Below are 26,545 nucleotides of genomic sequence, written 5' to 3'. Positions count from 1 at the left end.
CAACAAGGTTTGCTGCAACACGCTCACGCGGTCGTGTCTGATGAGGAGGAATTATTTCACATTATTGCCGGATCAGGATATGGGAAGGCCGGATTGTGACAGGATACCATTGATGAGCCTTGTTCCTGATATCTCAGAACTGCTGGCGCGGGCCCGTGCGGATTTGCGGATGGGTGTTCCTGTTGCCCTGACCGATGGCAGCGGGTTCAGTGTGCTGGCGATCGCGACCGAGACGCTGAGTGCGCAGCGGCTTGCGGACCTGCGCAGCGTCGGAGAGGATGCGGTCGTCGCCGTTACCGTGCGCCGGGCCGCGACGCTCAAGGCGCGTGCCTATGATGGCGATCTTGCGCGGGTGATCATCCCAATGGATGCGGATATCGCGTGGGTTCAGGCTGTCGCCGACCCGTCGGACGACCTGAATGCCCCGATGAAAGGTCCTCTGATGACCCGACGTCAGGGCAATGCCAACTTGCATCGCATCGCAATTGCATTGGCCAAGTCGGCGCGGCTTTTACCTGCGGCTGTTGTTGTGCCAATCGAGGATGGGCGCAGCTTTGCCGCCACCCATGGCCTGACCTGTATCGATCACACAAGCGCAGCGCCGCATCTGGCTGATCGCAGTGAATTGCACGAGGTGGCCGCGGCCCGTTTGCCAATGGAAGTATCAGAAGCTGGGCGGCTTCACATCTTCCGCCCCGAAGACGGGGGCGAGGAACACTATGCCGTCGAAATCGGCCGCCCAGAGCGCGACAAACCGGTTCTGGCAAGGTTGCATTCGGCCTGTTTCACCGGTGACCTTATGGGCAGCCTGAAATGCGATTGCGGTCCGCAACTGAGGGGCGCGCTTGCGCAGATGGGCGCAGAAGGGGCCGGGGTTCTGCTTTACCTTAACCAGGAAGGGCGCGGCATTGGTCTGGCCAACAAGATGCGGGCCTATTTCCTGCAAGATCAGGGGTTCGATACGGTCGAGGCCAACCACCGACTGGGGTTCGAGGATGACGAACGGGATTTCCGGCTGGGTTCGGATATCTTGAAATCCTTGGGATTCAACTCGGTACGCCTGCTGACCAATAACCCAGCAAAAATCGCGATGATGGAGAAGACGGGGATTGCCGTTGCTGAACGCGTCCCGCTGAAGGTCGGCGAAACGGCCCATAACCGGGGCTACCTGGCGACAAAGGCCGCAAAATCGGGGCATTTGCTTTGACGCCAGATGATCTGGTTCTGACCCCTCGCGGAACACGGTTCGCGGGGCGGATGTTCCCGTGCGTGATCGGCAAAGGCGGCTTAACAAACGCCAAGCAAGAGGGCGACGGGGCCACGCCCGCCGGCGTGCATAACATCGTAGGGATGCTCTATCGGCCGGACCGGATGGCCCGTCCTGCCAATTGGGCGATTCCCATCGGCCCGCGCGATCTTTGGTCAGACGATGGCCGCGACTGTCGCTACAACAACCTGGTCACTGCACCATACGGTTTCAGCCATGAAAAACTGCGCCGCGCCGATCCATTGTATGATCTGGCGCTGATAACCGACTGGAACTGGCCCAACGCGGTGCCGGGTCGTGGGTCGGCGATCTTTATTCACCAATGGCGGCGTCCGGGATACCCGACCGAAGGCTGTGTTGCGTTTCGCCGCGATCACCTGCGCTGGATCGCTGGGCGGGTTTCATTGGGTACGCGCCTGATCATTCCCCGGGCTTAACGCGCTCACCAAAAATGGCCGACCCCACGCGCACATGGGTTGCGCCCAGCGCGATGGCCTGTTCGAAATCGCCACTCATTCCCATCGAAAGACCATCAAGCCCGTTGCGTTCTGCGATCTTGGCCAGCAACGCGAAATGCAGCGACGGTTCCTCATCTATTGGGGGGATACACATCAAGCCCTGCACCGGCAGGTCCAGATCACGACATTCGGCGACAAAGGCATCTGCATCAGCGGGCAGGATACCTGCCTTTTGATCCTCTTCCCCGGTATTGACCTGAATGAACAGGTCCGGGCATGTGCCCATTTCCTGCGCCAGCCGCGCCAGCGTTTTTGCCAGCTTTGGACGGTCGACCGAGTGGATGGTGCTGAACAAGTCAAACGCCTGACGGGCCTTGTTGGTTTGCAAGGGTCCAATCAGGTGCAGATCAACATCTGGAAACTGCTCAGTAAAGCGCGGCCATTTGCCGACGGCTTCTTGCACCCGATTTTCGCCGAAACACCGATGGCCCTGCTGTAGAACGGCCTGCACACGCTCATCCGGTTGCACCTTGGAAACAGCGATCAGTTTTACGGACCCCGCAGACCGCCCGGCGGCGGTTTCGGCCTTGGCAATGCGGGCAGTGATATCTTGCAGCGACATAGGGTACCTCAATCTGCTTCATGCGCAGAAAAACACCATGTCGCTACAAAAGAAAAGGGCAGGCCCGAAGACCTGCCCTCAAACCTTTCGGTATCAGATCAACTTAGAAGTTGAACTGTGCACCGAAGTCAGCCTTCATGGTCGAGTCGTCGCATGCGTCACAATCGTTTACGCCGATACCGCCGCGCAGTGTTGCGCCGCCGCCCAGGTCGTAGATAGCACCGATAGCAACCTGCTGAAGGTCTTCATCCGCGTTACCGTCACCGTAGGTGAACAGCAGGGTGGTTGCAGCGCCCAGGTTGTAGGCGGCAGACAGACCCCATGCGGTGCCGTCAGTTGCGTCGATTTCCGTAGCGTCGTCTGCTACAAACACGGTACCCGAGAAGTCGCCGAATTCAGCACCCAAGGTCAGAACTGTCAGGCTTGGGTCGTCATCAAGAATGTCTTCCGCGTCGGTCTGACCATATGCAACAGCTGCAGTGAAGTTGTTGAAGCTGTAAGTCGCGCTGATGTCCCAACGGTCACCGCTGATCTTGTTGCCGTTCAGAGCTGCAGTTGCAGTGTCGTACGATGCGCCAAACGCAAAGTCACCCACAGCGTACTGGAAGAACACAGCATTCGCGCCGGAACCGGTCGAGCTGTAGCCCAGGAAGTCGTAGTCAACACCCGAGTACTGACCAGCGAATAGTTCCAGACCAACTTCGTTACCGTAGTAGTTTGCAAGGTTGTCAAATGCACCGGCAACGTTGCCGGCGTCAACACGCAGACCACCGAAGATAACCGAGAAGCGCGCGCCGTTCAGGCCGGCCGAGTTGGCTTCACCGGTCGAAGAGTTTTCGTCGGCTTGCAGACGAACACGACCTTCGAAGCGAACGCCACCATCGGTTTCAGTGAAACCGTCAATGTTCAGACGGAAACGCGAAACCAGGATTGCGTCGTCGGTGTCGACAGTAGCTGTACCAGTGGAAGTGATAACACCGGTGTTAACAGCACCGCCAGTGGTGGTAGTGGTGCCTGTTACGAAGTTGGTTACAGCACCGGTACGGTCTTCCGTATACCCGATACCAAAGCGGCCATAACCGCTAAAGTTAACGCCGGACTCGGCGGCCGCAACGCCTGCGGTTGCGATCAGAGCCGTCGTTGCGAAGAGAACTTTTTTCATCTTGTTTCCCTCGGTTTCAAAAAGTTTATCTACTCGACACATGCCAAAGCATATGTCTCAGCACGGACACCGTTTCGCTCTTTTTGCCCCCTTTACGCAAGCTTGGCATAAGGAGTGCCCGCTCATTGACCCTGAATTGGTGCAAGGATGCCACAGTCGGATTTGAGGGCCGGAAGGACCGCACGCCAAACCATATGTGACAATAATAGGCTTGTTGCTGAACGGGTCCTTGTCTAGGAGTATCACTCAGACAATGTAGACCAAAGTGAACAGGACCAGTCGACAATGCGCCTGCAGACGATTTTCGGTTTGATCATAGTGACTGCTGCCGTGTCGGCCTGCGGAGAGAATCGGGGGGCCACGCCGAACCCGAATTCGCTTGCAACCGGCGGAAATTCCGATGAGCAGGAACTGAACGATCCGAACCGCTCGACCATCTGGGATGTCTTCAACACGGCCGATGCCGAGCAGGTCACAAACGTGAATCGCTATCTGTGGGCTGCATCGCTGGACGTTCTGAATTTCCTGCCCGTTCAAGAGATTGACCCGTTTACCGGTGTAATTGTAACAGGTTACGGCACACCTCCGGGCGGGGGGCGGCAATACCGGGCAACGGTTCACATCAGCGATCCGGCCCTTGCGGCGCGGTCTTTGCGCGTTGCTTTGCAGACAAGCGGCGGCAACCCGGTCAGCGCGGCAACCGCTCGCGCGGTCGAGGATGCGATCCTGTCCCGCGCCCGTCAGTTGCGCATTGCGGACAACAAGCTCTAGCAACCCGCCGAAAATCGCAATATTACCACGCCGGGTTCACGCCCGGCGTTTTCATTCACGAAGGACCGCACGATGTCTCGCTATTCGGCCACCGAAATCGAAGCAAAATGGCAAGAGGCCTGGGACAAGGCCGGAATCTTCACCGCCAAACACACGGCGGACAAGCCGAAATACTATGTGCTTGAGATGTTCCCATACCCGTCGGGCCGAATCCATATGGGGCATGTGCGAAACTACACGATGGGTGATGTGATCGCGCGGCACAAACTGGCGACCGGGCACAACGTACTGCATCCGATGGGCTGGGATGCGTTTGGTATGCCGGCAGAGAACGCCGCGATGGCGATTGGTGGCCACCCGAAGGATTGGACCTATGGCAACATCGCCGACATGCGCGGGCAGATGAAACCACTGGGCCTGTCTATCGACTGGTCCCGCGAATTCGCCACCTGTGACCCCGAATACTACGGTCAGCAGCAGGCCTTGTTCCTTGATATGCTTGAGGCCGGGTTGGTCTATCGCAAGAACGCCATCGTAAACTGGGACCCGGTCGACATGACCGTGTTGGCCAATGAACAGGTCGAAAACGGGCGCGGCTGGCGTTCAGGCGCGCTTGTCGAGCGGCGGGAACTGACACAGTGGTTCTTCAAGATCTCGGATTATTCCGAAGAGCTGCTTGAGGCGCTGGATACGCTGGACAACTGGCCCGCCAAGGTGCGGCTGATGCAGGAAAACTGGATCGGCAAGTCGCGCGGGCTGCAATTCGGGTTCGAGCGTACCGATGGGGGAGAGCCGATCACCGTTTACACAACGCGCCCCGATACATTGTTGGGCGCGTCCTTTGTCGGAATCTCTCCGGATCATCCGATTGCCAAGCAGCTTGAGGCCGAAAACCCCGAAGTTGCTGAATTTGTTGCAGAATGCCGCAAGGGCGGCACCACGGAAGAAGCTATTGAGACCGCCGAAAAGCTTGGTTACGACACTGGCATCCGTGTCAAACATCCACTGGACCCCAATTGGGAACTGCCGGTCTGGATCGCGAACTTCATCCTTATGGATTACGGCACCGGTGCGATCTTTGCCTGCCCGGCGAATGACCAGCGCGATTTGGACTTCTGCCGCAAGTATGACTTGCCCGTGATCGACACGTTCTTTGCGCTGGATGACAGCACTCCGGTCGACAAGATCGCATTCGTCCCGCCCAAAACCGAGAAAGTCCGCTGGGTGAATCACTTTGCGGGTTTGACCGAGGCCACTGGCGACGAGGCGATCAACGCCACCGTCGATTTCGCCGAAAAGGCGGGGTGGGGGGAAGGCGTCACCAAATACCGGTTGCGTGATTGGGGCCTGTCGCGCCAGCGCTACTGGGGCTGCCCGATTCCCGTGGTGCATTGCGAAAAATGCGGCGTTGTGCCCGAGAAGAAAGAAAACCTGCCGATCCGTCTGCCCGATGATGTCACCTTTGATAAGCCGGGAAACCCGCTGGACCGTCATCCGACATGGCGCGACTGCACCTGCCCCAAATGCGGCGGGTCCGCCCGGCGTGAAACGGATACGATGGATACGTTTGTTGATTCGTCGTGGTATTTCGCCCGGTTCACCGCTCCACGCGCTGAAACACCCACCGATCTGGCCGAGGCCGAGTACTGGATGAATGTCGATCAGTACATCGGTGGTATCGAGCATGCGATTCTGCACTTACTCTATTCTCGCTTCTTCGCACGGGCGATGAACATCACCGGCCATCTGCCTAAAAAGGCGATTGAGCCGTTCAATGCCCTGTTTACGCAAGGCATGGTGACCCATGAGATATACCAGACACGCGACGAAAAAGGCCGCCCGGTCTACCACCTGCCCGAGGATGTGACCGACGGCAAACTGGCCGATGGGACAGAGGTTGAGATCATCCCTTCGGCCAAAATGTCGAAATCCAAAAAGAACGTTGTTGATCCGGTCAGCATTATCTCGGCCTTTGGCGCAGATACCGCGCGTTGGTTCGTGCTGTCCGATTCGCCGCCCGAGCGTGACGTAGAGTGGACAGCATCCGGGGCCGAAGCCGCATTCAAGCACCTCAGCCGCGTTCACCGCATCGCGACCGAGATCGCCGCGTCAGACGTTTCGCCCAATGCCGAGGACGAAACCCTGCTGCGCGAGATGCACAAGGCCATTCATGACGTGACGGGTGGGGTCGAATCCTTTGGATTCAATGCCTCTATCGCCAAGCTCTATGCCTTTACCAACACGCTGGCGAAATCCAAGGCAGGCACAGCCGCAAAACGCGAGGCGGCCAAAACGCTGGCACAGCTGATGTCGCCCATGACCCCGCATCTGTCGGAAGAACTCTGGCAGCTTTTGGGCGGCGAAGGACTGGTTGCCACCGCCCCGTGGCCTGTAGCCGATGCGGCGATGATGATCGACGACACCATAACGCTGCCGATCCAGATCAACGGCAAACGCCGCGCGGAAATCAGCGTGGCCAAGGATTTGGCCAAGGCAGAGGTTGAAAAAATCGCGCTCAGCACCGAAGCTGTCCAAAAGGCGCTGGATGGTGCCGCGCCAAAGAAAGTGATTGTTGTCCCGGGCCGGATCGTGAATGTCGTTGTTTAACCGCAGAACCCTGTTGTTAATGCCGCTGGTGCTGGCGGCCTGTGGCTTTGAGCCGGTCTATGCACCCGGAGGGTCGGGCGCAGCGTTGAATGGGAAGGTTGCCGTTTCAGTCCCGAACTCGACCGACAGCTACTTGATGGTCCAGAATCTTGAACAACGTCTGGGTCGCAGCGCGAATTCGGGGAATGACTACAATCTGGACGTGAGTGTCGCGACTGTTATCCGATCGGCCGCAATCACCACAACCAACGAGATCAACCGCTATACCATTGAAGGCAGGGCGAATTACGCCCTGAAATCCAACAGCACAGGTCAGGTTGTTGCATCCGGTGCCGTCAATAATTTCGTCGGCTATTCAGCTGCCGGATCGACGGTCTCAACGTTGGCGGACGAGCGCGATGCCCGGCAAAGGTTGATGGTGATCCTGGCGGACCAGATCGTAAGCGAGCTTTATGCCACGCCGGGCCTTGGCTCATGAAGCTCAGCCCGCGCGAGGCTGAGGGGTATTTCGCGCGGCCCGATGCCGACAAGGCCGGGCTTTTGATCTATGGCGCTGATGCGATGCGCGTGGCTTTGAAACGCCAACAGGTTTTGGCCGCACTGCTGGGCAGCAATGCCGAAGAAGAGATGCGCCTTACCCGGATGCCGGGCGCTGATCTACGCGGCGATCCTGCCCTGTTGCTGGATGCGGTCAAGGCGGTGGGCTTTTTCCCCGGGCCGCGTGCCGTTTTTGTCGAAGACACTACGGACGTCGCAGCCCCCGCGATCATCGCCGCGTTCGAGGATTGGGCTCCGGGTGATGCTCAGATCATCGTTACTGCCGGGCAGCTCAAGCCCAGCTCGAAAATCCGCAAAGCGTTCGAGGCACACCCGTCGGCCTATGCGGTCGGTATCTACGACGACCCACCATCCCGGGGCGAGGTTGAGCGTATCCTAAAGCAGTCCGGGTTGGACAACATCCCCAATGATTCGATGTCTGCATTGGTCGAGTTGGCGACCGCAATCAGTCCGGGTGATTTTGCGCAAACCATCGAAAAACTGGCGCTGTACAAGTACGATGACAGATCAGAGCTGTCTATCGAGGATATCATGGCCTGCGCCCCCCGCTCGACCGAGGCCGGGCTGGATGATGTTCTGAACGTCATCGCCGAGGGCCGTGCCGGCGAGATCGGTCCGCTGATCCGGCGCTTGCAGTCCCAAGGCACCAACGCGGTCAGTCTGTGCATCGGTGCGACCCGGTATTTTCGCACGCTTTATGCCTGTGCGTCGGACCCCGGAGGGGCTGCACAGGGAATCGGTAAGCTGCGGCCACCGGTCTATGGTAAACGCCGCGACCGGATTCTACGGCAGGCGCAGGGTTGGGGCGCACCGAAATTGCAGACCGCGCTGACGGTTCTGACCGATACCGACCTTTCACTGCGCTCCGCAGGACAAACAGCACCTGCGATGGCATTGGTCGAACGTGCGATGATTCGCTTGGCAATGCTGGCGCGGTCTCGCTAACGCGCTTGCAACCATTCTGCGGCGGATCGCCCAGCCCATTTCCCGGTCGCCAAACAGGCGGTCAGCAGGTAACCACCAGTCGGGGCCTCCCAATCCAACATCTCTCCGGCGCAGAACACGCCCGGCATCGCGGTCAGCATCAACCCACCATCCAAAGCAGTCCGCTTGACACCGCCCGCTGTAGAAATCGCTTCGTCCATAGGACGCAAGCCATCGTATTGGATCGGCAGATGCTTTAGGGCCTCGGACCATCGCGCCGGCGTCAGACCGTTGATTTTGGCCATCTCATGAAACAGCGCGATCTTTTGTGGCGGCAGGCGGAGTGATTTTTTCATCCATTGTGACAGCGTGGTCTTGGATTTCTTTCCATCAAGCCGAGATTGCAGGGTCGCTAGGTTCAAATCTGGCAGCAGATCGAGGTAGAGCGGCGCACCCTCACGCAACGCTGGAGTCAGGGAATACATCCCCCCGCCCTCTAGCCCGGTTGCCGAGATCGTGGCCTCGCCCCGGCTTTGCAGCTTGTCCGCCTTCCAGCGCACCGACTTGAGCGGCGAACCGAAATACGTTCGCATATGATCACTCCAACCAACGGACAAGGCAGCGTTCGCCGGTGCGAAAGGGGTCGTCGCGACACCTGCGTCCCCCAAGATTTTTGCCCACTGGCCGTCCGAGCCCAACCGCGCCCAACTTGCCCCGCCCAGTGCCAGTATTGTCACATCCGGCGTAAGCCGCTGCTCGCCGTCCGGAGTTTCGAACAGAAGCGCATCGCGATCCCAACCCAGCCAGCGCCAGCGGGTTTTGATCTGAACGCCTGCAACCTCAAGCCGGGACAGCCACGCACGTAACAGCGGCGAAGCTTTCATTGCCGTCGGAAACACTCGGCCTGTCGTACCGGTGTATACCTCTTGCCCCAACCCTTGCGCCCAGCGCTGTACGCCGGTGGCGTCGAAATCTGTAACCATAGGGCGCAGCCAGCTTGCCGCGTCCCCATAAGTTTGCAACAAAGTCTCAAGGGGTTCATCCTTGGTCAGGTTCAGACCCGATTTCCCCGCCATCAGAAACTTGCGCCCGACCGAGGGCTTGGCCTCGGCCACAAGAACATCATGGCCAGCGGCAGACAATTCCTCGGCAGCCATCAAACCTGCGGGTCCGGCCCCGATTATCACTGCCTGCGCCACGTCTGCCCCCTTGCTTTCCGCTCCATCCCACGCATTTCTACGTGGGCCATGTCGAACAGTGATCCGATCTGCCCGCTCTGTGACCGCCCCATTCCGAATGGGGGCGGCAGCCTGCACCATCTGATCCCAAAACTCAAAGGGGGCAAGGGCGGACCGACGGTTTTGTTGCATGTCATCTGCCACAAAGAGGTTCACGCCACCCTGACCGAAGCGGAACTGGCCCGTGAGTTCAACACCGTCGAGGCTTTGCGCGGTCATCCCCGGCTTGAGAAATTCCTGCAATGGGTCCGGAAACGACCGCCCGGCTTCCGATCCAAAGTTCCGGGCAAACGCCGTGGGCGGTGATCAACCTGGTCGGACAGGATCACCAAAGGCATCCCGGACGGATCCCGCCAGCCCCTGAACCTCTAACCCGCGATAGTCAGGTACCGGTGCGAATTGCGCCCCGGCGAGATGTTGAAATTCCAGCACCGTGTACGGTCGTTTCCAAAGCCATTCGCGGTTTGCAACAGACCAAATATCGGGGTCAGGCGGCGTTTCATCGGTGAAGGCATAGAAATGCAGGTCGAACCCCAATTGGGTCACATCCTGAATTGACAACAGCCGCATACCTTGAGAACGGCAAAACGCATCTTCGGCGGCGATATTCCCTGTGCGCAAGGTGATCTGGCCGACGCAAGCTTTTGCAAATGGCGCGGCGGGATCGGCGGCGTTAAAGGGGCGATTGGCCTGAAAATAATGTTGCAATAACTCGATTACAAACCCTTCCGGGTCTTTCAGGTGACACATATAGCCAATGTCGAGAAACTGTTTCGGTTCCGAGACTTCGACACCTTTTTGGCGCAGACGGGATACGGCGAGATCAACATCCGGCACAGTGATCCCGATCTTCCAGTACCTTTGCCCGCCGTCATGGGTATATCCACCTCCACCCGGCATCAAAAGCAGGTCCGCGTCCTGACCGGCATAGCCAACCCTGTGGTTCGGCCCTTGTGCTTGTGCCGTCATGCCCAAAGCATCCGCATAGAAACCTGCAAGCCGCTTGGGGTTCGCGACACGCAGAAGCAAAGCGGACAATCTCATCGGCACATCATTGCGATTCCTGCCGCAATCTCAGGCGTGGCGGCCAGACTGTCAGCGACAAGCTGATGCGCCGTTTGCATCAGTTGATCGGGCTCAACCACCCTGTCAACCAGCCCAAAGCCATAGGCTTCCTCCGCCGTAATCTTTTGCCCGGCCATCAGGATCATCTTGGTGCGCGCTGGCCCGATCAGGGCTGCCATACGCCCGGGATCTGATGGTTGCGGCAAAAAACCCAATTTCATCACCGGGTAAAAGACCCTGGCATGCGGCACTGCAATTCGAATGTCACAGGCCAAGGCCATCCCGTTAGCTCCACCTGCCAGCGTTCCGTTCAAGGCAGCAACCGTAAGACAGGGCAAAGCTGCGATTGCGCCCGATACCCGCTCCCACAGGTCCGAGGTTGCAAGTCCCGCCCGCGCCTCTTCCAGATCAGCCCCCGCGCTAAACACCTTGCCCGTACCAGTCAGGATCAGAGCGCGCGCCTCGGTCGCGGCTTCCGCGATTTCGGCCAGATCACCTAGCATCGCAGCCGTCAGAGCATTGGCTTTTTGCGGATTATTGAGCGTTACCGTCCACAACCCATCTGCCTTGGTCAATTCTATCACGTCAGCCCCACCCGCTGGCGGATATCGTCGCGCCGCAGTGAAATTTCAGTGCCCAGAAACTCATCCGCGTCGGGTGAACACATCCACAGCAACGCCCGGGCGGGCCAGTCGGCGGGGATGTGATCGCTCCAATCCAGCTGGCTAACTGCGTTGATGCCGCTGGCCTTGATCACGCGCTGCATATCCGTTGCAACGGTTCCGGGGGAAAGGCCCATGGCGCGGATGCCGTGAATCGACTCTTCCAGATGCAGGCATTCGGTCAGCATCTTGGCCCCTGCTTTAGAGGCGCAGTAATGACTCCACGCTTCGATTGCATGGGACGCCGCGCCCGATGACACCGTAATAATTGTGCCCCCACCGGCAGCACGCATCACAGGCAGCGCTGCGCGCATGCCGTAGAACACGCCCTTGAGATTGATATCGATGGCCGCGCTCCAAGCTGCGACATCGGCAGTGGACAGCTGAGAGATCGGATCAATCACACCCGCGTTGCCGATCACAACATCCAACCCGCCAAAACGATCAACACACTGTGCGACGGCCTGTTCGACCTGCGCAAAATTGCTGACGTCACATTGCAGCGCCAAGGCTTGATCACCCAGCGCCTCAGCCAGTGCGCCGATTTGATCGCCGCTACGCGCCACCAGTGCAACATTTGCACCGGCCGCGGCAAAAACGCGCCCCGCCTCGGCCCCGATGCCCCGGCTTGCCCCTGTTATCAGTACGGTTTTGTCCCGCATTTGCACCCTGTGCCTCCATAGATTTGAGATTATGTGAATCTCTACCGCGCCAACGGGGAAGGGGTCCAGCCCTTGCCCCTTGACGCCTGCCTCTGCAGGCACGACGATGCCGGCAAATTGATAACGAAGGGTTCTCAGATGTCCGTTTTCCTCCGCCGCAGCAGCGGCGCAGTCTTAGCCTATGCCCTTGTCACCCAAGGTGCGCTTGCCGATGTCACGGCCCAACAGGTGTGGGATGACTGGCAAGCCTACCTATCCCAAATGGGATACACGGTGTCGGCAGAGCAATCCACATCAGGCAATGTAACCACCATCACCGATATGAAGGTGGTCGCAACCGTCCCGGATGCGGGGGGATCATTTCAGATGAGCGTCCCGCAGATGACCCTGACCGAAAACGGGGATGGAACAGTCAACATCGGCCTGCCTGAAAGCCTTCCCATGACGCTGTCCGGTGAAGAGGAAGGCGAGGCGTTCTCGGTCGACATCGAATACTACCACACAGGGCTGGAGATGGTGGTCTCGGGCGACCCCGACGACATGACCTATGACTACTCCGCGCCAGCGCTTGGCCTGAAGCTGGGTGGCCTGCAAGTCGATGACGAAACCATTCCAGAAGACAGCCTGGACATGGATCTGAAACTGACGGACCTGGCTGGCAGCTCGCGGATGAAAATCGGTGACACCCGGTCAGTCGATCAGGATATGACGGCCGACTCGCTCACCTATGATCTGGTATTCAACGACCCTGAAGGATCGGATGACGGCAAGATCAACGGATCGCTGAACCAGCTTACGTTCGAGGGTACCAGCGTGGTCCCGGACAATTTCGACGGGTCAGATCCGCAAGCGTTCTTTGAAAACGGCTTTTCGTTCTCGGGTCTGTTTACCTATGCCGCGGGTCAAACCGCGATTGCAGGCACCAGCGAGGGCGAGGCATTCTCGATGGGAAGCGAATCCGAAGGCGGACGTTTTGGCGTCAGCATCGACGATCAGCGCCTGGCCTATGATGTCGAGCAGAACAGCTCGAAACTGGCGGTGACGACGGCCGATCTGCCCTTTCCGATCGAAATCGCGATGGCAAATGCCGGTATGAAATTCGAATTCCCGGTACAGCAATCCGAAGAGGTTCAGCCCTTTGGCTTTGCCATGAACCTGAAGGATTTCACCATGTCGGATGTGTTGTGGAGCATGTTCGATCCGGCAGGCGCCTTACCGCGTGACCCGGCAACCATTGCGTTGGACGCAACCGGTACTGCAAAAATACTGACGAACTTGTTCGATCCGGAATCGGTCGAAGCCATGGAGACCACGGGCGCTGCACCGGGTGAGCTGCATTCGCTGAAGATCAACGAATTGCTGGTCTCTCTGGTTGGAGCAGAGCTGACCGGAGACGGCGACTTTACCTTCGACAACTCCAATGCGGCAGAGTTTGACGGTATGCCGACCCCTACGGGCGTGGCGAACCTGCAACTGGTGGGTGCCAACGCCCTGATCGACACACTGATCAGCATGGGTCTGGTTGACGAAAGCGAAGCGATTGGCGCGCGCATGATGATGGGCATGATGGCGGTTCCGGGCGACGCACCGGACACGCTGAACTCCAAGATCGAATTCACCGAAGACGGTCAGATTCTGGCCAATGGTCAGCGCATCAAGTAGCGGTTTGGGGAAGGTAGCATCGCTGCCTTCCCTCACCCTTTTCAGCGCGTTCCTATCCGACGAAACAAAACCGAGCCGCCGCAGCTGACGCGCTGGTCATAGGCAAATCCAAGCGCAGAAAGATCATCAAAACACTTTTTGATACCGCGCAAACCGATCTTACGCGTATGCACTTCAAGGTAGACTTTCTGCACGTCAGCAAGGTCCGCACCGGCAAACAAATGACTTTCGCCCCCTTCAATGTCGACAATCAGTACATTGGCATCAAAGTCGCGCAGGGTATCTGACAACTGACATTCGGGGACGCCGATCTCTTTCACATAGTCCGGGGATGACTCCATTGAGGATGACCAGAAAGGTTCCCGCACGTAGAATCTGGCTGTACCCAGGTCTTGCCCATCGGTACGGGCAACCGCGTTGATGACATCTACATCTGAAATGTCATTGGCTGCGTGCACACGTCCGATAAACTCGCACAGCGCGGGGTTTGCTTCGACGCACAGGACACGGCGCACACCCAGTCGCGTTACAAGAAAAGATGAAATAAACCCGATTCCAGCCCCAAGTTCGACAACCCTGTCGTTGGGGTCGATGAACTTTGGCAGCCCGCTCACCTCGTCCTTTTCATATCGCTCGGCAAGGATGGATCGTTTCACTTTTTGGGTAATGATCTGCGGATCGTCGGGTATTTCCACCCCGCGCAGAGTCAGGTTGTCTTTCATGTTGGTCACTTCCCATCTGCACGGCCCGAAAACAAAGCGCCTCTGTCCCTTGTGAACCTGTATCGAAAAACCTCGGGCAACGCAGCCTGTTTTACGACCGCGCACGAAGTTTCCGCAGTTTTTTGACAATAGCTGAACGGCTGCTTTTCATAGCGGGTCTTGCGGGAAGGGCAGTCCAAGGCTAGGTCCAGTGCATTGCAACCGGAGGCCGCATGACCCGTACACCTGAAGATATCAGCCACGCCCTGCTGGACGCCGCCCGCAAAGCCGGGGCGGATGCTGCGGATGCCATTGTGATCGACGGATCTTCGGTCTCTGTCGAAGTCCGTGGCGGCGCGCTGGAACATGCCGAGCGGTCAGAGGGCACTGATCTTGGCCTGCGGGTCTTGCTGGGTCAGCGGCAAGCGATTGTATCCAGCTCGGACAGCCGCCCCGAAACACTGGCAACCATGGCTGAACGCGCTGTGGCCATGGCCCGAGAGGCGCCAGAGGACCCGTTTGCCGGGTTAGCCCATGCGGACCAGTTGGCCACCGGCTGGGACGTTACCGCGCTTGAATTGTTCGATCCAGCCCAGGAACCGGCGGCTGAGGATCTGTTGCAAGATGCATTGGCGGCCGAGGCGGCAGCGCTTGCGGTTCACGGCGTTTCGCAAGTTTCGGATGCGGCGGCGGGCTATGGCACGCATCGCGTGCATCTGGCTGCCACCAATGGCTTTTCCGGCGGTTATGCCCGCAGCAGCCGATCCACCTCTTGCGTGGCGATCTCGGGCGAAGGCACCGGGATGGAGCGCGACTATGACGGCGACAGCCGCACCTTCCAAAGCGACCTGCGCAGCCCCGACGAGATCGGCCGCACCGCTGGCGAACGCGCCGTGGCGCTGGTGGGTGCCCGCAAGCCTGCCACAGGTACATTTCCGGTCCTGTTTGACGAACGAATTTCATCCTCGCTGATCGGTCATTTGCTGGCGGCAAGCAACGGGGCTGCAATTGCACGCGGGGCGTCCTGGCTGAAGGATTGCTTGGGCGAGCAGGTCCTGCCCGAGCATCTATCGCTAATCGAAGACCCACACCGCCCGCGCATCTCAGGCTCGCGCCCCTTTGATGCCGAAGGGTTACCGACGCAACGGCGCGCCATTGTCGAAAATGGTGTCCTGACGGGTTGGACCCTGGACCTGTCCAGCGCGCGCAAACTGGAGATGACCTCGACAGGCAATGCGGCCCGCGGTGTGTCGGGACCGCCATCGCCCAGCAACTGGAACCTGAGTCTGACGCAGGGCAAACACAGCCGCGAAGACCTGCTGCGCGACATGGGCACCGGCCTATTGGTGACCTCGATGATCGGGTCCACCATCAATCCGAACACCGGCGATTATTCGCGCGGGGCCTCGGGGTTCTGGGTCGAAAACGGAGAGATTACGCACCCGGTCAATGAATGCACCATCGCAGGCAATCTGCGCGATATGCTAAAACAGATCATCCCTGCAAACGACGCGCGGCCCTGGCTGTCGCGGATTGTCCCCTCGATTCTGGTCGAAGGAATGACACTTGCCGGCAGCTGACCTGCAACTTCTGATCGACGCCGCATTAGAGGCCGGAAAGATCGCGACACGGTATTCGGGTGATACGGCGCAACGCTGGGATAAACCCGGCGGCGCGGGGCCGGTGACCGAGGCCGATCTTGCCGTCAACGCCATGTTGGAACAGCGCCTGCCCTTCGCCCGGCCCGGCTATGGCTGGCTAAGCGAAGAAACCGAAGACAACAGCGCCCGGCTGTCGAAGGACCGCCTGTTTATCATCGATCCCATTGATGGCACCCGCAGTTTTGCCGAAGGGTCGCGCACGTGGGCACACTCTCTGGCGGTTGCCGAGCGGGGCGAAGTAACGGCGGCGGTGATCTTTCTGCCGCGGCGCGATCTGCTTTACGCGGCGGCAAAGGGGCAAGGCGCAACGCTGAACGGTGCCCCGATCCGCGTTTCCGGGGTTTCAGCCTTGGAAACGGCCGAGATTCTGGCCGCCAAGCCCAACCTCGACCCGCGCCATTGGCGACAAGGTGAAGTGCCGGAATTTAAACGGGTCTACCGCCCCTCGCTTGCTTATCGCTTGGCGCTTGTTGGACAAGGCCGGTTTGACGGGATGCTGACGCTTCGGCCGAGTTGGGAATGGGATATCGCCGCAGGCGACCTGATTATCCGCGAGGCGGGCGGCACTTGCTCTGACCGGCTGGGTCATCCCCTGCGGTTTAACAACGCGCATCCGCGCCTGAACGGCGTGATTGCAGCGGGCGCGGCAGTACACCAGATCTTGCGGGCACGGCTTGACCCCGAAAGCACCGGCATTCGCCCATGAGCAAGCCGCGTTCGCTCAGCCTGGCCGCATATCGGGTTCTGTCCTGGGGCGTACCTAACGCGGCCGCTTTGTCTTATCCAGACCGCCCGGAAGGTGAAGTCATTTGGGCACATATCAGCACCCAAGACCGTCAACGCGCGGTGACCGATTTCTGCCGTCGCCTGCAACAGGTCCGGCCTGACTTAAACGTGCTGCTGACAACCCCGCCCGGAGCCGATCTGTCGCGCTGGGATCGGTCCGAGTTTCCACTGGTCGATCTGCCGCTGGAACAGACCGGCGCCGCGCGGGCATTTCTTGATCACTGGCGCCCGGACATCGGCCTATGGGTCGGGGGCGGCCTGATGCCAAATGTGATTACACGCGCCGATGAGCGGGGTATTCCCCTGATCCTTATCGAGGCGCAGATCGACATCAACATCGCGCGCGGTGCACGGTGGCTACCCGATATCACCCGTTTTACGTTGGATTGCTTTCAATCGATTCTGGCCACAACGCCCGAAATGGTACGCACCATCCGACGCCTGGGTATCGCGTCAAGCAAGGTGTCTGAAGCTCCACCCTTGCACGTGAGTCCTAACCCTAAACCCTGGCCAGAAGATGAGCTGATCGAGATCACCCACGCGCTGGCCGGGCGTCCAGTTTGGCTTTCAGCTTGTGTTCTGGATACGGAATTCATCTCGGTCCTTACTGCCCATCGTCAGGCGCTGCGGATACTGCCCCGGCTAATGCTGGTGCTGCATGTGGCGGACGTGGCCGAGGCCGAGCCACTGCACCGCCGCCTGGAAAACATGGACCTGCGTTGTACCAACTGGGATACGGGCGGGCAGATCGAAGACACTACGCAGGTCATACTGTCGTCCGAACAGGAAGATCTGGGTTTGTGGCACAGGGTCTCGCCTGTCACTTTTATGGGCCGCTCACTTGAACGGGGCGCGGGCGGGCATGATCCGCTGGTTGGCGTTGCGCTTGGCTCATCCGTGATCCACGGTCCGTTTGTGCATCGGCATCAGCAGATATACGATCAGTTGGATCAGGCCGGGGCAACCCGCATTGTCAGAACGGCAACCGAGTTGGGCGACGCCGTGGTGGAGCTGCTCTCGCCGGACCGGGCCGCAGACATGGCATTGGCGGGATGGCAGATCGTTTCCGACGGCGCACCACAGGCGGATAAACTGGTCGATATGGTACAGGATTGCCTGGATCAGCGGAGTGCGAAGTGATGCGGGCACCGAACTTCTGGAACACAGCGCCGGACGAATTGGATCTGCGCGCGCGCCTGCTGGCGCCGCTGGGGCACGTCTACGCCGCGGCCACGGCGCGTCGGGTCGCGGCCGGCGTGGGCTACAAACCCGGTGTTCCGGTCATCTGCATCGGCAATCTGAACGCGGGCGGTACCGGCAAGACGCCGACCGTGATCTGGATGATCGAGCAACTGCGCGATGCCTGGCACCAGCCGCACGTCGTCACACGCGGCCACGGAGGGTCACTGGAGGGTCCGGTACAGGTCGATCCGACCAAACACAGCGCCGCACAGGTTGGGGACGAGCCATTGTTGCTGGCTGCCTTTGCCGAGGTTTGGGTCGCCAAAGACCGCGCCGCCGGTGCCCGTGCTGCGGCGGAAGCAGGTGCAACTGTGATTCTGCTTGATGACGGGTTTCAGAACCCGTCGGTCGCCAAGGACTTCTCGGTTATCGTGGTCGATGCGGCACGTGGCTTTGGCAATGGGCTATGCCTGCCAGCAGGACCGTTGCGTGAACCTGTCGATGTCGGGCTGAAGCGCGCTGATCTGGTGTTGTCTCTGGGTGATGACGCGGCGCAAACCGAATTTGCGGCTCGTTGGGCGCAAGCCCTGACCAAACCCCATGCAACAGGAGCCGTTGAACCCCTGCAAACCGGTATGGATTGGAGTGACACGCCTGTTCTGGCCTTTGCAGGGATCGGTTATCCCGAGAAGTTCTTTGCCACCCTGCGCCAGCAAGGCGCCACACTGCTGAGGGCCGAGGCACTGGATGATCACCAGCCTTTGACCCCGGCGCTAATGACGCGGTTGGAAAACGACGCACGCCTGCTCGGCGCGCAGATGGTTACAACGGAAAAAGACGCCGTTCGCCTGCCACCCACATTTCGCAGCAAGGTTATCACCCTTCCAGTTCGTCTGAGGGTGAATGAGTCCGACAAGGTCCGGCAGATGCTTTTGCGGATTGCCCCCTCGCCTTGAATAGCGACCGGCCCTGAACAAGCCGGTCGCATCAATTGCTTTAGCTACCCAGTTCAGCCTCGATCAGCTTTTTGAAATCGGCATAAGACTGGTTGCCCACTTTCTGTCCGTTAACGATGAACGACGGTGTGGATTGAACGCCGTCACGTTCGGCGTTTTCCTGATACCAGGCCACCAGTGTCTGAGCGCGTGTTCCGTCCTGCAGACAAGCCTCAAGCTGATCATTGTCGATACCGGCCAGTCGCCCGATCTTGCGCAGTTCATCCACGATTTCGGCAGGGCCGCCTGCCTTCGTCCATTCGGATTGACCTTCATAGATCAGATCAGAAATACCAAAGAACTTTTCAGGCCCGTCGCAACGCGCAACCATTGAGGCCCACAGACCATACCGGTCAAAATACACCTCACGATAGATGAATTTCACCTTACCAGTGTCGATAAAGTCCTTTTTCAACTGCTTAAACGGGCCGTTATGGAAATTGGCACAATGCGGACAGGTGTAAGAGGCATATTCGATGATTTCGACCGGCGCATCCTCGGCCCCCTGCACCATCTCGACAATTGTCGAGGTGTCCAGATCGGCTTCTTGTGCCTCGGCGCTACTGATCAGCGGATACGAAGACGTGGAATTCGACAGCGACAGCCAATAGCCGCCTGCGGCGATGGCGACAGCCGCGCAGATTCCAGTTGCAATACGGCTCATTTCTCAGCCCTTTCTCAGCGTTTTTGTTTGGATAGAACGTTACGACCCAGACGTTCAAGGGCCGCGCGCAAATCACCATCGTGAATCTCGAGTGCGGTCCGGTCTGCCTCGGCTGCAATCTCTGGATTGAGTCTTTGTTTTGCCGGTTTCGGCTTATGGTCAAAACTGGCCTGCCCCTCGGCAAACCCGGTCGGAGCGGTCTGCGTGATGCGAACCCTGCTGATCGCGCTGTAGCCGTAGACCGCGTTCACCTTGTCGCGCAATTGTTCTTTTTGCATCTCAAGCATTGGGGCCTGCGGACCGGTCGTCAGCACCGTCAACGTCGCGCCAATACCGCCCTTGCCATAGCCGACATTCACTGGCCTCGCGATAGCGGCCAGATCCTGCCCGACAATTTCAGCCCAATGGGTCAACAGACGTGACACGGCAAAACCCCGGCTCTCCCCGGCGCGCCTGATCTGGTCGTTCAGCAATGTCGCGGTGCGTTTGAACCCGCGGGTCGAAGAACGTCTGCGCTGCATCTGGTTTCCAACTCCTGCGCCGCTATTGTAATGGGCATGACACCGGGCGCCAGAGAAACCCGACAAAGAGATAGATAAAACTTGCGTGACGCCATTCAATCTGACCTGAGCACCGACCTGCTGGACTGGTACGACCGCAACGCCCGTGCGATGCCGTGGCGCGTTGGGCCGGGCGACCGGGCGGCAGGCGTTATTCCTGATCCCTACCGTGTCTGGCTGTCCGAGGTGATGTTGCAGCAAACCACCGTTGCTGCTGTGCGCGATTATTTCACCCGCTTCACCACGCGCTGGCCGACTATTCAGGCGCTGGCTGCCGCACCCGACGATCAGGTGATGGGGGAATGGGCCGGGCTGGGCTATTACGCCCGCGCCCGCAACTTGCTGAAATGTGCGCGTGTGGTGGCTGACGATTATGGCGGAGTATTCCCCAATACCTACGATGCCCTGCTGAAACTTCCGGGTATCGGTCCTTATACCGCTGCTGCTATCGCGGCCATCGCCTTTGACCGTCCCGAAACGGTGCTGGACGGCAACGTCGAACGCGTGATGGCCCGCCTGTATGACATCCACGAACCGCTGCCGGGGGCAAAGCCGGTACTAAAAAACAAGGCCGCTGCACTTACGCCGAACACGCGCCCCGGCGATTACGCGCAGGCGGTGATGGATCTCGGTGCCACGATCTGCACACCCAAGTCACCCGCCTGTGGAATTTGCCCGCTGCGGGACCCCTGTCAGGCCCGCGCGGCCGGAACACAGACTGATCTGCCGCGTAAAACGCCCAAAAAGCCCAAGCCAACGCGTTACGGCCATGCCTACATAGCTCAGCGCGAAGACGGAGCCTGGTTGTTGGAGCGTCGCCCCGACAAAGGGCTGCTCGGCGGTATGCTGGGCTGGCCCGGGTCCGATTGGTCAGATACGCCTGTCGACACACCCCCTTTTTCAGCGGATTGGCAGGAATTGGCGGGCGAGGTTCGCCACACGTTCACCCATTTCCACCTGATCCTGCGTATATGGACCGCCCCGCTGCCTGCCGGGCTCCACCCGCACGGGTTAATCGTGTTAGACAAACATGATTTCCGCCCCAGCGACCTGCCAACCGTGATGCGCAAGGCGCATGACCTTTGGCGCAATCGGTAACCCATTGTGCGGTGTATCCGACTTGGACTAGTCTCGGCCCAGTTGTTTGGAGCCTGGGAATGATCGCAACAGAAACTCTGTCCCGCTGGCAATCGGCCCTGCCCTTTTGGGTTTCATTCCTGTTGATCCCACTGATCTGGTTTACGGCGATTGCGGGTGGCTGGTGGGTCCTGCTGGTGCCACTGTCGACATGGTGGGCCTTTGCTATCCTGGATCGGTTGACCGGGCTTGAAATTCGAAACGCCGACCCCGACACTCAAGACCCGATTCTGCGCTGGTACGTCCTGCTGACCAAGGTCTGGGTTCCGGTTCAGTTTCTGACCCTGTACGGATTGATCTGGTACGCAACACATGCTGACCAACTGTCGACTCCGGCAATGATTGGTCTGTTCTTTGGAATGGGCGTGATCTCGGGAACAGTAGGTATCAATTACAGCCATGAGTTGATGCACCAGAAAGGTCGGTTTGAACGCTGGCTCGGCGACATCCTGTTGGCAATGGTGCTTTATTCGCATTTCCGCTCGGAACATCTGCTGGTGCATCACCGCTTTGTCGGTACGCCGCGCGACCCGGTAACTGCACGATACAACGAAGGCTTTCACCGCTTCTACCCGCGGGTGTTGAAACAATGCCTCGTCTCTGCCTTCAAGGCTGAACGCGACAAATTGGCTCGTAAGGATCGCCCCTGGACCGATCGCACTAACCCATTCTGGCGCTACTGGGCGCTGCAGGGAACCATGCTTGGGCTGGCCGCTCTGATAGGAGGCTGGTCTGGCCTCGCCCTGTTCCTGATCCAGGCCGGCACCGCTATCTGGCAACTGGAGCTGGTCAACTACGTCGAACATTACGGCCTGACCCGGAAACATCTGGGAGATGGCAAATATGAACACGTCCAGCCGCGTCATTCCTGGAACGCCTCACAAAAAGCGTCAAACTGGTTGTTGATCAACCTGCAACGCCACTCGGATCACCATTACAAACCGAACCGCCGCTTCCCACTGTTGCAGCATCACCCCGACGACACTGCCCCACAATTGCCCTATGGCTATCCTGTCATGACAGTCGCCGCGATGATCCCGCCACTCTGGCGCCGTGTGATGAACCCACGCGTCCGCGCATGGCGGCGCCAACATTACCCCGAGGTCAAGGATTGGGTTCCCTACAACAGGTCGCAAAATCCGTTGCCGCGCGTGTGACCGCAGCGCGCTATGGCGCGCTGCCAGGCCCAACGATCTGACTTGCATCTTTGATGCATGGAAGATCGGCGGGAGCCGCTATGCCCTCATCACCCACAGGTTCATCGGGGCATCTATACCTCGAACGGTCTGATTCTGTTGGCTTTCAAATCCTGCCATCACATCTGATGCACCATGGCTTTCGCGTTCCAACCGGCTATGAACAGCATCGCTGATCACGACCCTTGCCGGAATGTCACGGGTGAATGCCTCCAGCTTGGCCGCCACATTCACGGCATCGCCAATCACCGCAAATTCCAGTCGATTGGCACCGATATCGCCCAGCACCACAGACCCAAAGTGGACGCCGATCCCCACCTTGATTTCGGGCTCTCCTGCGCGGCGACGTTCCGAGTTCCAGCGATCAATGACACCGACCATATCCACCGCACAGGCCACCGCGTTTCTGGCATCCATCGGCGTCGGCACCGGGGTCCCGAACGTAGCCATCAACCCATCACCCAAATACTTGTCCAGCGTCCCGTGATGGCGAAAAACCTCAGTTTCCATCCGGGCGTGGAAACCACGCAATACCTCAATGACTTCATAGGGATCGCGCCCTGCGGCATATTTTGTGAACCCCACGATATCAATGAACAAAACAGCTACGTCCTCTTTGCGCACCTGCTTCAGAGGCTCGTCGTTCTGGCTGAGTTCTTCCACAACATTGGGTGAAAAATATCGCGACAGATTCGCCCTTTCGCGTTCAAGCCCGGCATTGGTCATCAGCAGCCGGTTTAGACGCCGCATTGACACGCCCAACGTCACCGCCACCATCATGAATACAATGACCTGCTGGATGCGATGCGACGGCATAAAGCTGTTGGGGTCCAACACTTCAGCCACAGCCGGATACCCGGACAAAGCCTCGGCGACGCGCTCGCTGAGGCCAGGCATCGGGCTCGCCACCCACCAGGCAATTATCCATCCGGCCGTCCAGATTCCGGCTGTCCAGGATCCGATTGCAATCACCGTCCGCCAGGAATACGCCAGCGTGCCCGCCGCCAGAATGATAAAGAAGTACTGGAAGTTATCGAACCGGTACTGCATCGCCAAAGGCCGGACATCGTCGCTGAACGGGTTGGGCAAGATCATCCCAAGCGTCATAATCATCAGGTCCACAAAGATCAGCAGCAACTCGACCCGTGATTGTCCTACACGCCCTGCTCGTCGGATCAGCCATCCATTTGCGCAGATCAGCAGCAGAATGAAGTGATACCACAACACATCCCACTGAGGGTTCAGGAAAACCAACAGAACCCCGGTCAGCGCCATCGCCAACCAGCGCGCACGGACGGCAAGTTCCAGACCTTCGCGTTTGTGACGCTCCAGCGCGGCTTCGGTGTATTTGTTTTCAAGGTCGAAAGTGTCCGGGCGGGTCACGAAAAACCGATCAAAGCGGGATCCGCTGGCTGTGGTGTCCGACATTGCACAAGCTCCTTCACTGCGCCGCAGAATACAGAAAGCACATGTTCAAACCAAACGCCCGGAAAAACAAAAGACCCCGCCGGACTCGGCGGGGCAAGGCTTAGTGCCTTGTGTCAGGCCACAGGCACCGGCGGTGTTCGTAAATCAGTTGTGCATTTCGGCCCGTATCTGCTGCCGCAGAACGTCGATCGGAACTGTCTTGCCGTCGCGTTTAAAGCACCAGTAGGTCCAGCCATTGCAGGACGGTGCATTCTCCAAATGCGCCCCGACCTGATGGATCGAACCTTTTACGTTTTGTCCGACCAAGGTGCCATCAGCGCGAACCTTGGCTTTGTGGCGCTGGTTCATGGAATAGAGCTCTTCGCCCGGGCGGAGCATGCCGCGTTCAACCAGTTGGCCGAATGGCACGCGAGGCTCGGCGCGCTTGCTGGCGCTGACTTCCAACGCCTCGCGATCGAACTTCCGGACCTTGGCGATACGCTTTTCGGCTACCTTGCGATAGCTTTCCTCACGCTCAATCCCGATGAATTCGCGACCCAGCATCTTTGCAACCGCGCCCGTTGTACCTGTGCCAAAGAACGGATCGAGCACGACATCACCCGGATTGGTCGAGCCGATCAGAATACGATGCAACAACGATTCAGGCTTTTGCGTCGGATGCGCCTTGTCGCCGTTATCATCCTTCAGTCGCTCATGCCCGGTACAGATCGGCAGGACCCAATCGCTACGCATCTGCACGCCTTCATTCAACGCCTTCAATGCCTCATAGTTGAACGTGTACTTCGCACCTTCACGCTTGGACGCCCAGATCATCGTCTCATGCGCGTTGGTGAATCGCTTGCCACGGAAATTCGGCATCGGGTTCGATTTGCGCCAGACCACATCGTTCAGAATCCAGTATCCGGCATCCTGAAGGGCTGAGCCGACGCGGAAGATATTGTGGTAAGACCCAATAACCCAGATCGCGCCATTCGGCTTGAGCAGGCGATGCGCCGCCTTAAGCCAGTCGCGGGTGAATTGGTCATAGGCAGCAAAGCTGGAAAACTGGTCCCAGTGATCATCGACCGCGTCTACCTGGCTGTTGTCTGGGCGGTGCAGCTGGCCTTTCAACTGCAAATTATAGGGTGGATCCGCAAAAATCAGGTCCACCGACGCCTCGGGTAGACTGTTCATCACGTCGATGCAGTCTCCGGATAGAATCGTGTTTAACGAGAGCGCGGCTGCGCCCTTTATCTTGGTCGTTGTCATTTTGCTGCCTCAAGTTCCACGGCGCTTTTGCGCTCATTTGGTTGAGACAAGGATGAGTCAAAGACGAATCGCCGTCAATTTCTTTTTTGAATCATAGGCTTACGATTTACTCTTGATACAAGATATTGTGGACGGGTTTGAACGAACGTCTATGGTGAGGGGTCACACCAAGATTTTGCAGGGCTTCCCTGTGTTGTTTTGACGGATAACCGGCATTTGTCTCCCACCCATAGCCGGGATGTTGTTGCGCCAAATCCACCATCAGTTGATCGCGCCAGTTCTTCGCTACGATTGAAGCAGCCGCTATCGACACCGAATGCGCATCGCCTTTGACGACAGCCCGCGCAGGGGTCGTTAGCCCGCGCGGGATCAAGTTGCCGTCAATCAGTAGGAAGTCAGGCGGCGGGTCCAACGCCGCGACCGCGCGTTCCATCGCCAGATGCGAAGCACGCAAGATGTTGTGTTCATCAATTTCGGAAACTGAGGCTTCGGCAACCGCAATCTCGGCCCGTTGGCGCACCGCCGTGTCCAATGCAAAACGCCGTTTGCCCGTCAGCTTTTTGGAGTCGTTCAGCCCGTCGGGAATATCCTCGGGGTTCAGAATCACTGCCGCTGCGACCACAGGGCCGGCCAGTGGCCCGCGGCCTACCTCATCAACGCCGGCGATCCGCTGATATCCCTGCGCACGGGCGGCTTTCTCAATTTCATAATCCGGTAACGTCATGCAGTCTGGGAAATCGCGTTTTGAAGACCATCGCAAGAAAAAAAGAGAGGGCAGCTTGCGCCACCCTCTCCCGCGCGGCGCTTCTTTGGCGCCGCTCCTGCTCGAAACCGGTTATCTGGAACCCACACGGTATCCTTGCTGGCGCAGGCAGCCTGGGTGGTAGGCGCGCTTGACCTTTTTGCCGTTCCAGAACCTGACCTTGCACTGGTTCGGCAAGCTGTTGCTGTATTTGTAATGGTTCCCCAGGCACGACTGCCCCAACAGCCGCTGATCAGGTGAATACCCTTTGAAGGTGCGCAAGCATCGCCGCGGCAGAGTATAGCGCGCAACACGTTTCGGCAGCGGACGTACGTGAGGCGGCCTGTCGTTTGGCCTTTTATACACGTGGTCATGCGGTGCCTTATATACGTGATTGTAGTTATGCGTAACGGTGTTCTTTTTGTCGTCATCGCTGAAGTGCTTTACGGCAGCCCCAAGCAACGCGATTGCAGCGAGTCCGCCAATAATATCCCCAACATCTGCCGCCCGTGCCTGCGACGCTGAAATGCCCGTGATGGCAACTGCCGTGGCAACGATCAAAGCTATGAATTTCCTGTGCATGGTAC

The 26,545-nt window shown here is 58.7% G+C and carries 27 protein-coding genes; 14 read left to right on the top strand and 13 right to left on the bottom strand.

The window, feature by feature from the left end; all coding sequences use genetic code 11:
• The first annotated feature begins 112 nt into the window (after positions 1-112).
• Both ribA and ACXAET_RS14880 read left to right on the top strand, forming a co-directional pair.
• Positions 113-1,207 carry a GTP cyclohydrolase II gene (ribA, locus tag ACXAET_RS14885; RefSeq protein ID WP_475186715.1) on the top strand — a complete coding sequence of 365 codons (1,095 nt, stop codon included), beginning with the start codon at positions 113-115 and terminating at the stop codon, positions 1,205-1,207.
• The gene (locus tag ACXAET_RS14880) at positions 1,204-1,704 is read left to right on the top strand and encodes a L,D-transpeptidase family protein (protein WP_475186711.1); all 501 of its coding nucleotides are present in this window, start codon (positions 1,204-1,206) and stop codon (positions 1,702-1,704) included. Before ribA ends, ACXAET_RS14880 begins: the two co-directional genes overlap by 4 nt.
• On the opposite strand, the gene ACXAET_RS14875 is transcribed toward ACXAET_RS14880, so the two are convergent.
• Both ACXAET_RS14875 and ACXAET_RS14870 read right to left on the bottom strand, forming a co-directional pair.
• Complete coding sequence (locus tag ACXAET_RS14875; protein WP_475186706.1) at positions 1,688-2,347, bottom strand: YggS family pyridoxal phosphate-dependent enzyme; 660 nt, start codon at positions 2,345-2,347, stop codon at positions 1,688-1,690. The two genes, ACXAET_RS14880 and ACXAET_RS14875, sit on opposite strands and share 17 nt — an antisense overlap.
• A 103-nt stretch (positions 2,348-2,450) precedes the next feature.
• Complete coding sequence (locus ACXAET_RS14870) at positions 2,451-3,509, bottom strand: porin (protein ID WP_475186702.1); 1,059 nt, start codon at positions 3,507-3,509, stop codon at positions 2,451-2,453.
• Positions 3,510-3,794: 285 nt separating this feature from the next.
• On the opposite strand from ACXAET_RS14870, the gene ACXAET_RS14865 reads away from it, so the two are divergent.
• The 4 genes from ACXAET_RS14865 (at position 3,795) to holA (ending at position 8,390) form a co-directional block, all read left to right on the top strand.
• The gene (locus ACXAET_RS14865) at positions 3,795-4,280 is read left to right on the top strand and encodes a DUF3576 domain-containing protein (protein WP_475186700.1); all 486 of its coding nucleotides are present in this window, start codon (positions 3,795-3,797) and stop codon (positions 4,278-4,280) included.
• A 72-nt stretch (positions 4,281-4,352) separates the two neighbouring features.
• The gene (leuS, locus tag ACXAET_RS14860; protein WP_475186697.1) at positions 4,353-6,887 is read left to right on the top strand and encodes a leucine--tRNA ligase; all 2,535 of its coding nucleotides are present in this window, start codon (positions 4,353-4,355) and stop codon (positions 6,885-6,887) included.
• Complete coding sequence (gene lptE, locus ACXAET_RS14855) at positions 6,874-7,365, top strand: LPS assembly lipoprotein LptE (RefSeq protein ID WP_475186695.1); 492 nt, start codon at positions 6,874-6,876, stop codon at positions 7,363-7,365. Before leuS ends, lptE begins: the two co-directional genes overlap by 14 nt.
• Positions 7,362-8,390, top strand: coding sequence for a DNA polymerase III subunit delta (gene holA / locus ACXAET_RS14850; RefSeq protein WP_475186693.1), 1,029 nt, complete (start codon positions 7,362-7,364; stop codon positions 8,388-8,390). The genes lptE and holA overlap by 4 nt, the downstream gene beginning before the upstream one ends.
• Here holA and ACXAET_RS14845 read toward each other — a convergent pair.
• Positions 8,387-9,568 (bottom strand): TIGR03862 family flavoprotein, encoded by a 1,182-nt coding sequence (locus tag ACXAET_RS14845; protein WP_475186687.1) that lies wholly within the window; start codon positions 9,566-9,568, stop codon positions 8,387-8,389. The genes holA and ACXAET_RS14845 overlap by 4 nt on opposite strands.
• Positions 9,569-9,616: 48 nt before the next feature.
• Between ACXAET_RS14845 and ACXAET_RS14840 the strand changes: the two genes are divergently transcribed.
• The gene (locus ACXAET_RS14840) at positions 9,617-9,913 is read left to right on the top strand and encodes a hypothetical protein (RefSeq protein WP_068337037.1); all 297 of its coding nucleotides are present in this window, start codon (positions 9,617-9,619) and stop codon (positions 9,911-9,913) included.
• On the opposite strand, the gene ACXAET_RS14835 is transcribed toward ACXAET_RS14840, so the two are convergent.
• From ACXAET_RS14835 to ACXAET_RS14825, 3 genes are read right to left on the bottom strand one after another with little or no spacing between them, the layout of a single operon-like run.
• Complete coding sequence (locus ACXAET_RS14835) at positions 9,914-10,651, bottom strand: VOC family protein (RefSeq protein ID WP_475186678.1); 738 nt, start codon at positions 10,649-10,651, stop codon at positions 9,914-9,916.
• Complete coding sequence (locus tag ACXAET_RS14830) at positions 10,648-11,256, bottom strand: enoyl-CoA hydratase/isomerase family protein (RefSeq protein ID WP_475186676.1); 609 nt, start codon at positions 11,254-11,256, stop codon at positions 10,648-10,650. Before ACXAET_RS14830 ends, ACXAET_RS14835 begins: the two co-directional genes overlap by 4 nt.
• On the bottom strand, positions 11,253-12,002 hold the full coding sequence (locus ACXAET_RS14825) for an SDR family oxidoreductase (protein WP_475186673.1): 750 nt from the start codon (positions 12,000-12,002) through the stop codon (positions 11,253-11,255). Before ACXAET_RS14825 ends, ACXAET_RS14830 begins: the two co-directional genes overlap by 4 nt.
• Positions 12,003-12,134: 132 nt before the next feature.
• Here ACXAET_RS14825 and ACXAET_RS14820 point away from each other — a divergent pair, with 132 nt between their 5' ends.
• A complete protein-coding gene (locus ACXAET_RS14820; RefSeq protein WP_475186670.1) occupies positions 12,135-13,658 on the top strand; it encodes a DUF2125 domain-containing protein in 1,524 nt (507 codons plus the stop codon).
• Positions 13,659-13,699: 41 nt separating this feature from the next.
• Here ACXAET_RS14820 and ACXAET_RS14815 read toward each other — a convergent pair whose 3' ends face one another.
• Entirely contained in the window at positions 13,700-14,380 is a 681-nt protein-coding gene (locus ACXAET_RS14815; RefSeq protein ID WP_475186667.1) for an FkbM family methyltransferase, read from the bottom strand.
• A gap of 212 nt (positions 14,381-14,592) precedes the next feature.
• Between ACXAET_RS14815 and ACXAET_RS14810 the strand changes: the two genes are divergently transcribed.
• The 4 genes from ACXAET_RS14810 to lpxK are packed head-to-tail and all read left to right on the top strand — an operon-like array spanning position 14,593 to position 18,944.
• On the top strand, positions 14,593-15,939 hold the full coding sequence (locus ACXAET_RS14810; protein ID WP_475186662.1) for a TldD/PmbA family protein: 1,347 nt from the start codon (positions 14,593-14,595) through the stop codon (positions 15,937-15,939).
• Positions 15,926-16,726, top strand: coding sequence for an inositol monophosphatase family protein (locus ACXAET_RS14805; RefSeq protein ID WP_475186658.1), 801 nt, complete (start codon positions 15,926-15,928; stop codon positions 16,724-16,726). Before ACXAET_RS14810 ends, ACXAET_RS14805 begins: the two co-directional genes overlap by 14 nt.
• Entirely contained in the window at positions 16,723-17,946 is a 1,224-nt protein-coding gene (locus ACXAET_RS14800; RefSeq protein WP_475186655.1) for a 3-deoxy-D-manno-octulosonic acid transferase, read from the top strand. Before ACXAET_RS14805 ends, ACXAET_RS14800 begins: the two co-directional genes overlap by 4 nt.
• A complete protein-coding gene (gene lpxK, locus ACXAET_RS14795) occupies positions 17,946-18,944 on the top strand; it encodes a tetraacyldisaccharide 4'-kinase (RefSeq protein ID WP_475186652.1) in 999 nt (332 codons plus the stop codon). The genes ACXAET_RS14800 and lpxK overlap by 1 nt, the downstream gene beginning before the upstream one ends.
• A 40-nt stretch (positions 18,945-18,984) precedes the next feature.
• Here lpxK and ACXAET_RS14790 read toward each other — a convergent pair whose 3' ends face one another.
• On the bottom strand, positions 18,985-19,647 hold the full coding sequence (locus tag ACXAET_RS14790; RefSeq protein ID WP_475186650.1) for a DsbA family protein: 663 nt from the start codon (positions 19,645-19,647) through the stop codon (positions 18,985-18,987).
• A gap of 14 nt (positions 19,648-19,661) precedes the next feature.
• Positions 19,662-20,168, bottom strand: a complete 507-nt coding sequence (locus ACXAET_RS14785; protein ID WP_475186647.1) for a DUF721 domain-containing protein — start codon at positions 20,166-20,168, stop codon at positions 19,662-19,664.
• An 81-nt stretch (positions 20,169-20,249) separates the two neighbouring features.
• Here ACXAET_RS14785 and mutY point away from each other — a divergent pair, with 81 nt between their 5' ends.
• Complete coding sequence (gene mutY, locus ACXAET_RS14780) at positions 20,250-21,305, top strand: A/G-specific adenine glycosylase (RefSeq protein WP_475186644.1); 1,056 nt, start codon at positions 20,250-20,252, stop codon at positions 21,303-21,305.
• A 59-nt stretch (positions 21,306-21,364) separates the two neighbouring features.
• A complete protein-coding gene (locus ACXAET_RS14775) occupies positions 21,365-22,501 on the top strand; it encodes an alkane 1-monooxygenase (protein ID WP_475186641.1) in 1,137 nt (378 codons plus the stop codon).
• Positions 22,502-22,579: 78 nt separating this feature from the next.
• Here the strand turns inward: ACXAET_RS14775 and ACXAET_RS14770 are convergent, their stop codons facing one another.
• The 4 genes from ACXAET_RS14770 to ACXAET_RS14755 form a co-directional block, all read right to left on the bottom strand.
• On the bottom strand, positions 22,580-23,968 hold the full coding sequence (locus ACXAET_RS14770; RefSeq protein ID WP_475186640.1) for an adenylate/guanylate cyclase domain-containing protein: 1,389 nt from the start codon (positions 23,966-23,968) through the stop codon (positions 22,580-22,582).
• A gap of 144 nt (positions 23,969-24,112) precedes the next feature.
• Complete coding sequence (locus tag ACXAET_RS14765; protein ID WP_475186638.1) at positions 24,113-25,216, bottom strand: DNA methyltransferase; 1,104 nt, start codon at positions 25,214-25,216, stop codon at positions 24,113-24,115.
• Between the two features lie 106 nt (positions 25,217-25,322).
• The gene (locus ACXAET_RS14760; protein ID WP_475186634.1) at positions 25,323-25,940 is read right to left on the bottom strand and encodes a ribonuclease HII; all 618 of its coding nucleotides are present in this window, start codon (positions 25,938-25,940) and stop codon (positions 25,323-25,325) included.
• A gap of 111 nt (positions 25,941-26,051) precedes the next feature.
• The gene (locus ACXAET_RS14755) at positions 26,052-26,540 is read right to left on the bottom strand and encodes a hypothetical protein (RefSeq protein WP_475186629.1); all 489 of its coding nucleotides are present in this window, start codon (positions 26,538-26,540) and stop codon (positions 26,052-26,054) included.
• Between the last annotated feature and the right edge of the window lie 5 nt (positions 26,541-26,545).

This window comes from Ruegeria sp. AWH4_226, assembly GCF_056159225.1.
This window is presented reverse-complemented; position numbering and strand designations above follow the sequence as displayed.